Source organism: Duganella sp. AC917 (assembly GCF_979258245.1).
This window is the reverse complement of record NZ_OZ409848.1, coordinates 2150380-2165007: the sequence shown is the minus strand read 5'-3', so window position 1 is coordinate 2165007 and position 14628 is coordinate 2150380. Positions and strand designations below refer to the sequence as shown.

General features: G+C 64.0%; 9 protein-coding genes. 8 read left to right on the top strand and 1 reads right to left on the bottom strand.

Going from position 1 to position 14628, the window contains the following annotated elements:
- Positions 1 to 37: 37 nt before the first annotated feature.
- From ACZ0BA_RS09385 to ACZ0BA_RS09375, 3 genes are all read left to right on the top strand, one after another.
- On the top strand, positions 38 to 1288 hold the full coding sequence (locus ACZ0BA_RS09385; RefSeq protein ID WP_463451012.1) for an Hsp70 family protein: 1251 nt from the start codon (positions 38 to 40) through the stop codon (positions 1286 to 1288).
- A gap of 46 nt (positions 1289 to 1334) precedes the next feature.
- The gene (locus ACZ0BA_RS09380; protein ID WP_463451011.1) at positions 1335 to 1955 is read left to right on the top strand and encodes a 3'-5' exonuclease; all 621 of its coding nucleotides are present in this window, start codon (positions 1335 to 1337) and stop codon (positions 1953 to 1955) included.
- A 116-nt stretch (positions 1956 to 2071) separates the two neighbouring features.
- Positions 2072 to 3469 (top strand): tetratricopeptide repeat protein, encoded by a 1398-nt coding sequence (locus ACZ0BA_RS09375; RefSeq protein ID WP_463451010.1) that lies wholly within the window; start codon positions 2072 to 2074, stop codon positions 3467 to 3469.
- 14 nt (positions 3470 to 3483) lie between these two features.
- Here the strand turns inward: ACZ0BA_RS09375 and ACZ0BA_RS09370 are convergent, their stop codons facing one another.
- The gene (locus ACZ0BA_RS09370) at positions 3484 to 5241 is read right to left on the bottom strand and encodes a GGDEF domain-containing protein (RefSeq protein ID WP_463454734.1); all 1758 of its coding nucleotides are present in this window, start codon (positions 5239 to 5241) and stop codon (positions 3484 to 3486) included.
- 244 nt (positions 5242 to 5485) lie between these two features.
- On the opposite strand from ACZ0BA_RS09370, the gene ACZ0BA_RS09365 reads away from it, so the two are divergent.
- The 5 genes from ACZ0BA_RS09365 to ACZ0BA_RS09345 all read left to right on the top strand — a co-directional run bounded on the left by ACZ0BA_RS09365 (position 5486) and on the right by ACZ0BA_RS09345 (position 14628).
- Positions 5486 to 6127: a methylamine utilization protein gene (locus ACZ0BA_RS09365; RefSeq protein WP_463451009.1), complete on the top strand. Its 642-nt coding sequence runs from the start codon at positions 5486 to 5488 to the stop codon at positions 6125 to 6127.
- A gap of 15 nt (positions 6128 to 6142) precedes the next feature.
- A complete protein-coding gene (locus ACZ0BA_RS09360) occupies positions 6143 to 8548 on the top strand; it encodes a putative bifunctional diguanylate cyclase/phosphodiesterase (RefSeq protein WP_463451008.1) in 2406 nt (801 codons plus the stop codon).
- A 124-nt stretch (positions 8549 to 8672) separates the two neighbouring features.
- Positions 8673 to 9752: a DUF5694 domain-containing protein gene (locus tag ACZ0BA_RS09355; protein WP_463451007.1), complete on the top strand. Its 1080-nt coding sequence runs from the start codon at positions 8673 to 8675 to the stop codon at positions 9750 to 9752.
- Positions 9753 to 9916: 164 nt separating this feature from the next.
- Positions 9917 to 12127, top strand: a complete 2211-nt coding sequence (locus ACZ0BA_RS09350) for a prolyl oligopeptidase family serine peptidase (RefSeq protein ID WP_463451006.1) — start codon at positions 9917 to 9919, stop codon at positions 12125 to 12127.
- Positions 12124 to 14628 carry a zinc-dependent metalloprotease gene (locus ACZ0BA_RS09345; RefSeq protein WP_463451005.1) on the top strand — a complete coding sequence of 835 codons (2505 nt, stop codon included), beginning with the start codon at positions 12124 to 12126 and terminating at the stop codon, positions 14626 to 14628. Before ACZ0BA_RS09350 ends, ACZ0BA_RS09345 begins: the two co-directional genes overlap by 4 nt.

Genomic DNA, 14628 nt, shown 5'->3' with positions numbered 1-14628 from the left:
TAGCATAACGCCCCTTTATCACGTGTGAAGGGTCGACATGGCCAATGCTTGCGGCGTCGATTTCGGCACGTCAAATTCCACGGTCGGCTGGGTGCGTCCCGGCCAGGCCGTGATGTTGGGACTTGAGGACGGCAAGACCACCTTGCCGTCGGTCGTCTTCTTCAACGCGGAAGACGAGCAGGTCACCTTTGGACGTGCGGCGCTGGCCGAATATCTGGCCGGCTACGAGGGGCGCTTGATGCGCTCGCTCAAGAGTTTGCTCGGGACCAGTCTGATCGACGGTCAGACCGAGGTGGGCGGCCGCGCGCTGCCGTTCCGTATGTTGCTGGCGCAGTTCATCGGCGAAGTCAAGAACCGGGCCGAGCAGTCTGCCGGGCGCGAATTTACGTCGGCGGTGTTCGGCCGGCCGGTGCATTTCATCGACGACAGCAAAGCGAACGACCAGCTGGCCGAGGATACGCTGGCCGAAGTCGCCCGCTCGGTCGGCTTCAAGGACATCGCCTTCCAGTTCGAGCCGATCGCGGCCGCGTTCGACTACGAGTCGCAGATCGACCGCGAGGAACTGGTGCTGATTGCCGACATCGGCGGCGGCACGTCGGACTTTTCGCTGGTGCGCCTGTCGCCCGAGCGCGCCAAAAAGACCGAGCGGCGCGACGACATCCTGGCCAACGGCGGTGTGCACATCGGCGGTACCGACTTCGATAAATACCTGAGCCTGTCCTCGGTGATGCCGTTGCTGGGCTACGGCAGCCGCTTGCGCAACAACAGCGAAGTGCCGTCGAGCTACTTCTTCAACCTGGCGACGTGGCACACCATCAACCAGGCCTACACCAAAAAGATGTGGACCCAGCTGTCGGACCTGCTGCGCGATTCGGCCGAGCAGGAAAAGCTGGGCCGTCTGCAGCGCCTGATCGACGAGCGCGCGGGCCACTGGCTGGCGATGAAGGTGGAGGAGGGCAAGATCGCCCTGTCCGACGACGTCAAGGTGCGGCTGGAGCTGGACCGTCTGGCGCCGGCGGTCACCCTGGAGCTCGACCGCGCGCAGTTCGACGCGTCGATCGACCATCTGGTCGGCTCGGTCGAGAATACCGTGCTGAGCCTGCTGCGCGACGCCGGCGTCGGGCCGGCCGATGTCGATACGGTGTTTTTCACCGGCGGTTCGAGCGGCGTGCGCATGTTGCGCGAACGCATCGGCGCGCTGGTGCCGGCCGCGCGCAAGGTCGAAGGCGACCTGTTCGGCAGCATCGGCGCCGGCCTGGCGCTCGACGCGGTGCGCAAATTCGGCTAATTTGGCGATCTGATCGGCAATCCAACTCATATAGACAGGCACGCAAATGCTCGACAAATCCATCGTCATGCTCGACTTCGAGACCACCGGCCTGTCGCCCGCCATGGGCGACCGCATCACCGAGGTGGCGGCGTTGCGCATCGTCGGCGGGCGCATCGTCGAGCGCTACGTCTCCCTGATCAACTGCAATGTGCGCATTCCCTCGTTTATCACCGGACTGACCGGCATCACCCAGGCGATGGTCGACAACGCGCCGCCGGTCTCGCGCGTGGTGCCCGACCTGCTCGATTTCATCGGCGGCGATGCGCTGTCGGCCCACAACGCCAGTTTCGATGAGAAATTCCTGCGCGCCGAGGCCGCTCGGCTGAACCTGACGCCGGGCCATCAGGCACTGGTGTGCTCGCTCAAGCTGTCGCGCCGGGTGTTCCCGAACCTGGCCAGCTACAAGCTGGGCAATCTGTCCGGGCAGTTGGGCATCCGGTTTAAAAGCGCGGCCCACCGGGCCGAGTCCGACGCCGAGGTGGCCGCCGAAGTGCTGATACATATCGGTAAGCACATCGGTTCGACCTATGGCATCGGCGTTGTCGATCCCGCTCTGCTCGTATCGGTCAACAAGCTGGCGGCTGCCAAAGTGCACCAATACCTGCAAAAACAATCGCCCCAGTAAGTTTAGGTTTAAACGATAGTATTTCATCATGGCTCGTTTGATGACGGTCAAATCTGAAGTCACTACGAGGCTTACACTTTAGTCAACATAGTTGCAGTGTTGGCAAGGGGTGCGCGATGAAAAACCATAGCTCCGCCAGAGATGGCTACGACAGTTATGTTTGGTACAAGGACGCCGCCGAGCGGGGAAATCCCTACGCGCAATTCAACCTTGCCATGGTCTATAAAAAAGGCCAGGGCGTGGCGCGGGACGATACCCGGGCTTTCCACTGGATGGTCAAGGCCGCGGATCAGGGCCTGGCGTTCGCGCAGAACCATCTGGGGGCGATGTACTACAACGGCCGCGGTGTCGCCAACAACGACAAGGAGGCGGTGCGCTGGTTTCGCGCCGCCGCCCAGCAGGGCGATGCCTCGGCCCAGCAAAATCTCGGGCAGATGTATAAAAAGGGACGCGGCGTCGCGCGCAGCGACGAGATAGCGCTGTCCTGGTTCTACCGCGCTTCCGAGCAAGGCGTCGCCAGCGCGCAAACCTTGCTGGGCGAGGCCTATGTGCATGGCACCGGCGTGCGCCGCAACTATCCGTTGGCGCTGGCGTGGTTCCGCAAGGCCGCGCTGCAAAACGACCCCAATGCCCAGCTCAATCTCGGAATGATGTATAAACACGGCCACGGCGTCGCGCGCAGCGATACGCAGGCGCTTGCGTGGTTCCGGCAGGCCGCCGCGCAGGGCGACGCCGTGGCGCAGCGTATGGTGGGCGTCGCCTATTCGGAGGGTTTGGGCGTGGCGGCCGATCAGCTGCGGGCCTATGCCTGGTTGTCGCGCGCGGCCGAGCAGGAGGACGCCGACGCGCAGTTTAACCTTGGCATCATGCTGGCAAACGGCAAGGGCGTGGACCGCGACGACGAGTTGGCGTTTTCGTGGTATCGCCGCGCGGCCGAATCCGGCCATGTGCTGGCCCAATACAACCTGGGCGGCATGTATGCGCGCGGGCGTGGCGTCGGCCGCGACGAGCAGCGCGCGCTCGAGTGGTACCGGATGGCGGCCGAGCAGGGCGCGCCGAACGCGCAGTTCAATGTCGGCGTCATGTACGCCAATGGGCATGGCGTGGTCAAGGACGAGGCGCGCGCCGTGGCCTGGTACCGCAGCGCCGCCGAGCAGGGCGACGCCAGCGCGCAAAACAACCTCGGCGTGATGTACGCCAACGGCTTTGGCGTGGCGCAGGACGATCTGCAGGCGGTCAAATGGTACGGCAAGGCGGCCGAGCAGGGCCACGCGCTGGCGCAATTCAATCTTGGTGGAATGTTCGGCAGCGGGCGCGGTGTCAGGCGAGACGCCTTGCGCTCGTTCATGTGGTTGACCCTGGCGGCGGACGCCGGCGATGTCGCTGCGGTCAGCAACCGCAAAAAGGTGGCGCTCGACATGACGCCGGATGCGATTGCCGAGGCGCAGGAACTGGTGCGCCGCTGGCGCGCGCAGCATCGCAGGGCCGTGCCGATACGCGAGCGACCGCGGTGATGTAATTGCTCCAGCTAACCTTGCGGTTGCTGGCGACGGTCGAGGAACAGGCTGTTGCCGTGGATTTTCTTGGCCTGGCGCTTGGATTCGGCGGCCGCCGTGGCAATCTGGTGGTGGGTGTAATACTGGCGCGGATCGACGCGGATCACGCCGATTGACAGGCTCATCAACGAATAGAACACTTTCTTCCCCTGGCGGTCCTCGCTCAGGTAACCGCCGCGTTCGCGGTCTTCGATGCTGTAAAACTCCTGCACGTTTTGTTCGAAATCGGCCAGGATGCCTTCGCAGCGCGTTTCCCAATCCTCGCTCTGGAACAACACCATAAAATCGTCGCCGCCGATGTGGCCGACAAAATCGCGGTTGGCGTCGCAGCGTTCGCTCAGCATATTGCCGGTCAATTGGATCACGTCGTCGCCCCGGCGGTAACCATAGACGTCGTTGAACGGTTTGAAATGGTCCAGGTCCACGTAGCAGGCCCAGAAGCGCGTGCCGCTTTCCAGCAGCCGGTCGATGTGCTCGTTGATCGGCACATTGCCGGGCAGCTGGGTCAGCGGATTGGCGTAGCGCGCCGCGTTGATCTGCATCTGCGTGATCTCGCGCATCAAATCGTGGCCGGTGCCCAGGCCCAGATAGCGTCCCTGGTCGGTGATGATGAAGCCGTTGAACAGGTGGTGGGCGTCGGCCTGCACCATGCGAAAGCTCAGCGCTTGCAAACTGGTGTCCTGTTCGGCGATCAAGGGCTTCGCGTCCATAAACTGCCTGCACGACTTTTTGCCGTACAACTCGCGCTGGTAGGGCCGGGCGAAGTGGTCGATCATCTCGAAGCGGCTGATCAGTCCCAGCGGCTGGTCGCCGTCCACCACCGGAATGATCAGCAGCTTGGGCTCCTTCAGAAAGATCTCGTAGACGTCGTTGTTGCTCATTGACGAAGGCACGGTCTGCACTTCGTTGAGTAGTTTGAGCACGGTGGCGGCGTTCTTTTCCGCGCCGCGCTGCGGATACACGGCAACGCCGGTGCGCGCCAGCGCCTTGACCACTTCCGCCGGGGCCGTGCGCGCCGGCTGCGGGTGTGGCCGGCCCAGATGGTAACCCTGGCCGTTGGCGACGCCAACGTCGCGTATCACCAGCAGTTCGGCCTGGGTTTCGATGCCTTCGGCGATGACCAGCGTGTTCGATTTCTCGGCGATCTCCTGGATCGAGCGGACGAACTGCAACTTCACCGGGTCGTTATTGATACCCTGGATAAAATGCATGTCGATCTTGACATATTCCGGCCGAAGCTCGGACCACAGCCGCAGGCTGGAGAAGCCTTCGCCCAGATCGTCGATGGCGATCTGGAAGCCCATGGCGCGATAGTGCCGCACCGCCTCGCGCATCAGTTCATAGTCATAAGTGGGCTGGTTCTCGGTCAGCTCGATGATCACGCGGTCCGGGTGGATGCCGGCGTGATGAATGTACTCCAACGTCCCGCCGTGGCGCGCACCGCGCTGCAGCAGGCACTCGGGGCTAACGTTAAGAAACAGCTTGCCTGGCAGTTCCAGTTCGGCGAAGCGTTCCAGTATCACCTGGCGGCACAGGTGCTCGACCTGCACCGTCAGCCCGCTGGCGCGCGCCACCTTGAACAGGTTCATCGGCGCGTGCAGGGGGCTGTCGGACGGCCCCCTTATCAAACCTTCGTAGGCGATGATGTCGCCGTTCTGCATGTTGACGATCGGTTGGAACAGCGCGCTGAGTTGGCGGCGCGCCACAATGTCGACCAAATGGGCGCGCAAGACTGCCTCCTCGTCCTCGGGTCCGGGCCCGATGTAGGTCACCGCGGCGGGTGTGGCGTTGCTACGGTGCAGCGTTTGGGCGGCGGTTTTCACGATAATCGCTTGCGAAATGTGGGTTTAACTGTACGATTCTATGAAGAATTTGTGACGACACGATGAAATTGGTCCTGTGACGCAATAAGTATTTCCATGTCACATTGTTGTCGCGCTACAATAGCCAGACCACGTGTTTCCTGGGCCCACCATGATCTGCTTCAACCGCCGTCGCCTCGTTTCCTGTTTGATGTTGTCAAGCGCCACCTCGGTTGGCGCGACCGGCGTCGCCGTGCAAGTACAGGACGCGGCTGGCAATCCGCTAGCCGATACGGTCATCTACGTGGAATCCGACATTGCCGCAACCGGTGCTAAGTCGCCCGCCAAGGCGGAGATCGAGCAGAAGAGTTTGAAGTTCATGCCATTGGTCACGGTGGTGCAGACCGGCAGCAAAGTTTACTTTCCGAATAACGACAAGGTGCGCCACCACATCTATTCGTTCTCTGCAGCCCACAAGTTCGACCAAAAGCTGTACTCGGGCGAATCGGCCGAGCCCCAGGTGTTCGACAAGGCCGGCACCGTGGTCCTGGGCTGCAATATCCACGACAAAATGCTCGCCTACGTCAAGATCGTCGACACGCCGTACTTCGCCAAAACCGACGGCGCCGGCGCCGCGCGCATCGTGCTGCCGGCCGGCGGCAAGTATGTGGTCAAGGCCTGGCACTACAACACCGTCGGCGGCGCCACGCCCGAACAGGTGCTGACGGTGAAGGCGGGCGACGCGCTGTCGACGGCCGTCTTCAAGCTGCCGATGAAGCCTGCGGCGACCGACGCGACGTCGGCGCTCAATTAAAGGATCGCCCTGAGTATGCGTATGCGTTTTCGCAGCCTGGAAAGCCGGATCGTCACCCTTTTCCTGGTCCTGATCGTCGCCGTCCAACTGGTTGGTCTGGTGGTGATCCAGCGCGGCATCGACAACAACGCGCGGTTGTCCATCGCCGGTGAACTCAATAACGGCACCAAGGTATTCCGCCGCCTGCTCGATCAGAATGCCCAGAACCTGCGCTTCGGCGCGCGCCTGCTGGCGCGCGACACCGCGTTCCTGGCCGCCATCGGCAACAACGACGAAGGCGATCGCGCCACCATCGAATCGGCGCTTGCCAACAGCGGGCGCCGCATCAAGGCCTCGCTGACGATGTTGATCAGCGCCGAACGCAAGATCGGCGTGTCCACCAATACCAGCCAGGCCGCCGGCCTGGAGAAAATGGCCGTCAGCATGCTCGACGCGGCCGAAGCGGCCGGCGGCGCCAACGGCATCGCCATCATCGAGCGTCGCCCGTACCAGATCGTGGTCATGCCGATCAAGGCGCCGGTGACCATCGGCTGGATTGTGATGACCTTCCCGATCGACCGCCAGTTGGCCAACGAAATGCGCGAAGTGAGCTCGCTGCACGCGACCGTGCTGACTCGCGACTTGCGGGGCAAATGGACGTCGGCCGGTTCCACATACGTCGGCGGCTCCGCGCAGGCGGTGGTCGACCAGTTGCAGGCCTTGCCGGCGGCGCCCACCGGGCCGTTCGACATCGAAGTCGAAACCGGCCGCTATAGCGCGCGCCTGATGTCGATCGGCCAGGATAACGGTCAGACCGCCAGCGTGCTGCTGGCGCGCTCGATCGACGAGGCCACCGCCGAATACGCGCGCCTGGAGCGCTGGCTGATCTTCCTCACCGTCGGCGGCATCGCCATCTCCGCGCTGGCCATCATCTTTACCGCCAAGCGCATCGCCCAGCCGATCAGCGAGCTGGCCGACACCGCCAAGCGCCTGGAGCAGGGCGATTACAAGGGCCAGATCGACACCAGCCGCGAAGACGAAATCGGCGCGCTGGCCCAGGCCTTCGATTCGATGCGCGAGGGGATCGCCAAGCGCGAACAGGAAATTCGCCGCCTCGCGTACTGGGACACGCTGACCAATCTGCCCAACCGCGCCCAGTTCCTGCTGCTGTTGAATGACGCGATGGAGGACGCCCGCAAGCGCGAGGAAGCGGTGTTCGTGCTGATGATGGACCTTGACCGCTTCAAGCATGTCAACGACGTGATGGGCCACAGCTTCGGCGACGCGCTGCTGCGCCAGGTGGCGGGGCGCCTGCAGCTGCTGCTGGCGAACCGCCGGCAATCGTCGGCGCAGGTGGCGCGGCTGGGCGGCGACGAATTCGCGGTGCTGCTGCCGGCGTCCGACATCGAGGCGGCCCAGCGCGTGGCGGCCGACATCCTGCAGGCGCTGGAGATGCCGCTGTCGCTCGAGGAGCACACGGTCGATATCGGCGCCGGCCTGGGGATCGCCGGCTATCCGATCCACGGCAGCGACGGCGAAGCGCTGCTCAGCATGGCCGAGGTGGCGATGTACGCGGCCAAGCAGCGCAACGACGGCGCCGTGGTCTACGACGCGGCGATGGACAAATCCAGCGAAAAAAGCCTGTCGCTGCTGACGGAGCTGCGCAACGCCATCGAACGCAACGAGTTCCGCCTGCACGTGCAGCCGAAGATCATGCTCGATACCGGCAAGGTGGTCGGCATGGAGTCGCTGGTGCGCTGGGTGCATCCGGAGCGCGGCAACGTCTTCCCGGACGAATTCATTCCGTTCGCCGAGCAGACAGGGTTTATCCGCGTGCTCACGCGCTGGGTGATGGAGCGCTCGGCGGAGCTGTGCCAGGAACTGGCAGCCCGGGGCCATCAATTGAAAGTGTCGGTCAACCTGTCGACGCGCGACCTGCTGGACCAGGACCTGCCGGCCAAATTTGCCGATCTGCTGGTGCGACACAAGCTGTCTCCCGGATCGTTCTGCCTGGAGATCACCGAGAGCGCCATCATGGACGATCCGGTGCGCGCGCAAACCACGCTGGAGCGCCTCAGCGCCATGGGCTTCGATTTGTCGATCGACGATTTCGGCACCGGTTATTCGTCGCTGGCGTATCTGAAACGGCTGCCGGTCAATGAACTGAAGATCGACAAATCCTTCGTGCTCAATATGGAGCACGATGAAGGCGACACCAAAATCGTCCGCTCGACCATCGACCTGGGTCACAACATGGGCCTGCGCGTGGTGGCCGAAGGCATCGAGAGCGAGGCCGTCTGGCGCCTGCTGGCCGACCTGGGTTGCGACCAGGGGCAGGGCTATTTCATGAGCCGCCCGATCCCCGGGGACCAGATGATCGCATTCCTGGAAAAGTGGCAGGCTCCGGCCGCGTCGGTGGCGCCCAACCCCGTTTTCATCTGAACGCAACGCCGTTCTATCGCCGTTATTTGCATTTCAGACAAGCGTTTTTACCGTACGTCGCAAGCGCCTCCCTTGCGGCGCCGGCTGTCGCATACACTGCCCGAACCCCACTTCAGGAGCCTGTATGCACCGTCTATTTACGACCGCTTTAATCGCCGTCGCCTGCCACGCGACGGTGTTTGCCGCGGAGTCCACGCCTTCGTTTTCGCCGGCTGCGCACAAGCTGAAAACCGGTCAGCCCAACGAGGTGATGGTGCTTGGGTCTCCCCATCTGTCACAGATGGACAAGTCCATCGAGCTGGCCAGGTTTGGCTTGTTGACCGACCGGCTCACGGAGTGGAAGCCGCAAGCCGTCGCCATCGAATCGCTGTCCGGCATGCAGTGCGCTTATCTACGCAGCTATCCGCAGCGCTATGCGGACTCGGTGAAGACCTATTGCTGGGATCCTGCTCCTGCCACCGCCGCAACCGGCCTGAGTGTGGCGGAAGCGAATGCCCAAGCCGAACGCATGCTGGCGGCGTGGCCGGCGGCGCCATCGCCGGCGCAGCGGCGCAAGCTGGCGGCCTTGTTGCTGGCCGGTGGCGAGCGCGCGTCGGCGCTGGTGCAGTGGTTGCGGTTGCCCGGCGAAGAACGGCGCGCCGGCGACGGCCTGCCGGACAGCCTGGCGACGCTGTTGAATGGCTTGACGCAGCGCCGCGATGAGAGCTACCGGATCGCCGCCGTGGTGGCCGCGCGCAGTGGCCTCGAGCGCGTCTATGCAATGGACGACCACACGGCCGATGGTCCCGACGAAGATGAAAAAGCCGCCGGCGAGGCGATTTCCAAGGCTTGGGATAACCCTTACACGGCTGCGCGCGCACGGCAGTCGAAGGATCTGGAAGGCCGGCTCAATGCGCCCGGCGATGTGCTGGCCATGTACCGCGCCTACAATGACGCCGGCTATCCGGAGCAGGCCTTCCGCAGTGATTTCGGCGCGGCGCTCGAGGAGCCATCGCTGCCGCGCTACGGGCGCGGCTACGTCGCTTACTGGGAAACGCGCAACCTGCGCATGGCCTCCAACATTCGCGACGCGATGAGCGCGCGCCCCGGTGTGCGCATGCTGGTGGTGGTCGGCGCGTCCCATAAAGCTTATCTCGAAGCCTACCTCGATCAAATGCACGACGTGCGCATCGTCCCAACGGACCGCGTGCTGCGCGCCGAATAAAACACGATGAGATCGCTCGGCTAACGTTGCTTATTTGTCACAAAGCACGCTATCATCGGTACGGTGGCCCGTCGTGGAACGGGCGCCATTGAACTCCGGCGGCGCCGTGGCCCGAAGGTCGCGTGCCCGCCGTTCCAAATCAATCACGACCCACGGAACCACGCATGAAGCAATTGAAACGCGCCGCACTGGCGGCCACCGTCCTGCTGGCACAAGGCGCCATGGCGCAAACCTGCGCCAACGTCGGCGCCGGCCTGACCTACCCAACCACCCGCACGGTCGACCAGACCGACGATTACCACGGCGTCAAAGTGGCCGATCCATACCGCTGGCTGGAGGACGCCAACAGCGCCGACACCAAGGACTGGGTCGACGCCCAGAACAAGCTTACGCAAGGCTATCTGTCGCAGATCCCAGGTCGCGAGGCGATCAAGACACGCCTGACCAAGCTGTGGAACTTCGAGCGTTTCAGCGTGCCGTTCAAGGAAGGCGGGCGCTATTTTTACAGCCGTAACGACGGCCTGCAAAACCAGTCGGTGCTTTACACGATGAAGACGCTGGCCGACGTGCCGCGCATGCTGCTCGACCCGAACACGCTGGCCGCCGATGGCACCGTGGCGCTGGCGGGATTGGCGGTGAGCCCCAACGGCAAATACCTCGCCTACAGCACCGCCGCATCGGGCTCCGACTGGAACGAGATCAAGGTGCGCGACATCGACAGCGGCAAGGATGTCGAAGACCATATCAAGTGGGTCAAGTTCTCCAATACCGCGTGGCTGCACGACGGCTCCGGCTTCTTCTACAGCCGCTACGACGAGCCGAAGGAAGCGACCAAACTGGCCGACGTCAACTACTTCCAGAAGCTGTACTTCCACAAACTGGGCACGCCGCAAAGCGCGGACGCACTGGTCTACGACCGTCCGGACCACAAGGACTGGGGCTTCAGCGCCGACGTGACGCAGGATGGCCGCTTCCTGATCATCACCGCTTCGCAGGGCACCGAGAACAAGAACCGCGTGTTCTACAAGGACTTGAGCCGCAAGGATTCCAAGGTCGTCGGCTTGCTCGAGGACTTCGACGCCGTCTACAACTTCGTCGGCAACGACGGACCGGTGTTCTGGTTCCACACGGAGCGCAACGCGCCGCGCGGGCGCATCGTCAGCATCGACACGCGCAAGCCGGCGGTGCTGAACTGGAAGCAGATCGTACCGGAAAGCTCCAACACGCTGGTGTCGGCGTCCGTCGTCAACAATCAACTGCTGGTGGACTACCTGAGCGATGCGCATAGCCTGGTCAAGGTGTTCGATCTGAAAGGCAAACCGCTCCACGATATCGAGCTGCCCGGCCTCGGCACCGCCGGTGGCTTCAGCGGCAAACGTGCCGATACCGAGACCTTCTACTCGTACACCAGCTTCACCACGCCGACCACGATTTATCGCTATGACCTGAAAGCCAATAAGAGCAGCGTGTACCGCCAGCCGAAGGTGGACTTCGATCCGGCGGGCTTCGAGACCCGCCAGGAATTCTTCACCAGCCGTGACGGCACCAAGGTGCCGATGTTCATCGTCGCCAGGAAGGGCCTGAAGCTGGATGGCGCCAATCCGACCTACCTGTATGGGTACGGCGGTTTCAACGTGTCGCTGACGCCGGCGTTTTCGGTGGCCAACCTGGCGTGGCTGGAGATGGGCGGCGTCTATGTCATGGCCAATTTGCGCGGCGGTGGCGAATACGGCGAATCGTGGCACGAAGCGGGCACCAAGCTGCAAAAGCAGAATGTGTTCGACGACTTCATCGGCGCCGCCGAATGGCTGATCGCGCACAAGGTCACCTCGCCGGCCAAGCTGGCCATCGGCGGCGGCAGCAACGGCGGCCTGCTGGTCGGCGCGGCGATGACGCAGCGGCCGGAATTGTTCGCGGCCGCGATCCCGCAGGTGGGCGTGCTCGATATGCTGCGCTTCCATAAATTCACCATCGGCTGGGCGTGGACTTCGGACTACGGCTCGTCCGACAACGCCGAAGAGTTCAAGGCGCTGGTCAAGTACTCGCCGCTGCACAACCTGAAAAAAGGCACCTGCTATCCGGCGACGATGATCACCACGGCCGACCATGACGACCGCGTAGTGCCGGCGCACAGCTTCAAGTTCGCCGCCACCGCGCAGGCCGACCAGGCGGGCGCCGCGCCCATTTTGATCCGTATCGACACCAAGGCCGGCCACGGCGCCGGCAAGCCGACCACCAAGCAGATCGAGGAGGTGGCCGATCGCTGGGGCTTCCTGAGCCGCGCGCTGCACATGGACGGCGCGACGCCGACCGTGCAAACCACCGCGTCGCCGGCTCCGGCGGCGGCGGCACACAAGGCGGCGGGTCCGCAATGAGGGCCGCGCCAGCCGCCGGGCCGCTGCTGCTCGCTCTCCTGATGTTGGGCGCGGCGCCGGTGGCGCCGGTGCTGGCGCAATCGAACAACGCCGCTGCCGCGCAGGCATCCGCCAAATCCTTGGCGGATGCCACGCGCGGCCTGCAGGCGCAACCCGGCTTCATCGACGTCTGGCGTGACAATGCCAAGGGCAGGGTGCTGCTGTCGGTGGTGTCGCTGGAGCAGCCGTTCCTGTTACTGAGTTCCCTGCCATACGCACTGGGCTCGAACGACGTCGGTCTCGATCGCGGCCAGCCCGGCGACATGCGCATGGTCCATTTCGAAAAGCACGGGGCCAAGCTGTTCCTCGTGCAGGACAATACCGCCTACATCGCGGCCTCGGCGGACAAGGACGAACGGGCCGCCGTCAAGGAGTCGTTCGCCAACGCCGTGCTGTGGTCGGGCGACATCCTGGCCAGCGAAAGCGGCGCACACCTGGTCGACTTTTCCAGCTTCCTGCTGGCCGACCGCCATGGCATCGCCACGCGGCTGGCGGCCGCCAAACAAGGCGCCTATCAGGTCGACCCTGCGCGCAGCGCGGTGCTGGCCGAACAGGCCAAGGCATTCCCGGACAATGTGGAACTTGAAGCGCTGCTGACCTTTGCCGGACCGGGACAGGCCGACTACGTGCGACAAGTCGCCGCCGACCCGGCCAGCCTGTCGATGCGCCAGCGTATCAGCATGGTGCGCCTGCCGCGTATCGACGACCAGACGGGATGGCGGCCGCGCACCTATCATCCGTTCTCCGGCGGCTTCGACGTCAACTACTTCGACTTCGCCACGCCGCTCGCCAGCAGCATCGACGTGCACTGGCAGGTGCGGCACCGGCTCGAAAAGACCGATCCATCGGCGGCGGTCAGCACCGTCAAAAAGCCGATCGTGTACTACGTCGACCGGGGCGCGCCGGAACCGGTGCGCAGCGCGCTGCTGCAAGGTGCCTCTTGGTGGGCCAGCGCTTTCGAAAAGGCCGGCTTCAAGGACGCCTACCGTGTCGAGCTGCTGCCGGAAGGCGTCGACGCCATGGACATCCGCTACAACGTGATCCACTGGGTGCACCGCGCCACGCGTGGCTGGTCGTACGGGAGCGCGCTGGCCGATCCACGCACCGGCGAGATCATTCGCGGCGCTGTCACCCTTGGATCGCAGCGCGTGCGGCAGGACATCCTGATCGCCGAAAGCCTGCTTGCGCCGTACGGCAAAAACGCACCGGCGGACAAGCACAAGCTGGCCGAGGAAATGGCATTGGCGCGCCTGCGCCAGTTGTCGGCGCACGAAGTCGGCCACACGCTCGGTTTCGCGCACAACTTCGCCGCCAGCCGCACTGGCAATGGCAACGGCTCGGTGATGGATTATCCGCATCCGATTTTGAAGCTCAACGCGCAGGGGGAGGTCGATCTGGCCGATGCCTATGGCGTTGGTGTCGGTCCGTGGGACGACTACATCGTTAAATACATCTACGGCGATTTGGGCGCTGGCGCGCAGGAGCAGGCGGCACTGGCCAGGCTGCGCGCCGACGCCAGGGCTGCAGGAATGGTGTATTCCAGCGACCAGGACGACCGCACGCCGGGCGCCAGCCACCCGGACGGGCTGCTGTGGGACTTCGGCCCGGACTCGATCAAGACCTGGGACCAGCTGGGCGACGTGCGCCGGCGCGCGCTGCAAACCTTCTCGGCGGACGTTTTGCCGGACGCGCGCCAGATCGGCGAGCTTGAAGCGCGCCTGGTGCCGGTGTATCTGCTGCAGCGCTACCAGGGCGAAGCGGTGGCGCGCCTGATTGGCGGCGGCGATTTCGATTACACCACCAGCGGCGACGTCAAAGCCGGCAATGGCAAGGCCGGTGTCAGGATCACGCCGGCGGCGGTGCAGCGCCAGGCGCTGAACCGGCTGGCGGACAGTCTGCGGGCCGAGTATCTGGCGCTACCCGCCAGCGTGCTCGATGTCCTCACACCGCCGGCGATGGGACATGAGCGCGGCCGCGAATACTTCGCCACCCGCATGGGGTCCGTGTTCGATGCCTTCTCGATCGCCGAGGCGGGCGCCGCGCAATCGGCCGGTTTCCTGCTCGACCCGGAACGCATGAATCGCCTCGCGTGGCAGCATGCGCGCGACGGCCAGCAGCCCGGCGTGCAGGACGTGCTCTCGCTGCTGCTTCAAAAGACGTGGAAGCGCGAGCCGGTGCCCGCATCGGTGGTTGGCGGCGAGGCGGTCCAGTTGGCGGCAAATTGGGTGCTGGTCGACGGCGTGCTCAATCTGCTGGATGGCGGCAAGCTGCATCCGAACGTCGCGGCCGAGGTGAGGCAATCGGCGCGTGAGTTTGCGCAGTGGCTGCAAATAAATCCGGGCATGGGTGTGACGGCGACCAGTCGCAAGGAGGCCGCCGAATTGATCACCGCTTACCTGAAGGACCCGCGCAGTGTCAAATTGCGCTCTCCGCCGCCGGTTCCACCGGGAGCACCTATCTGA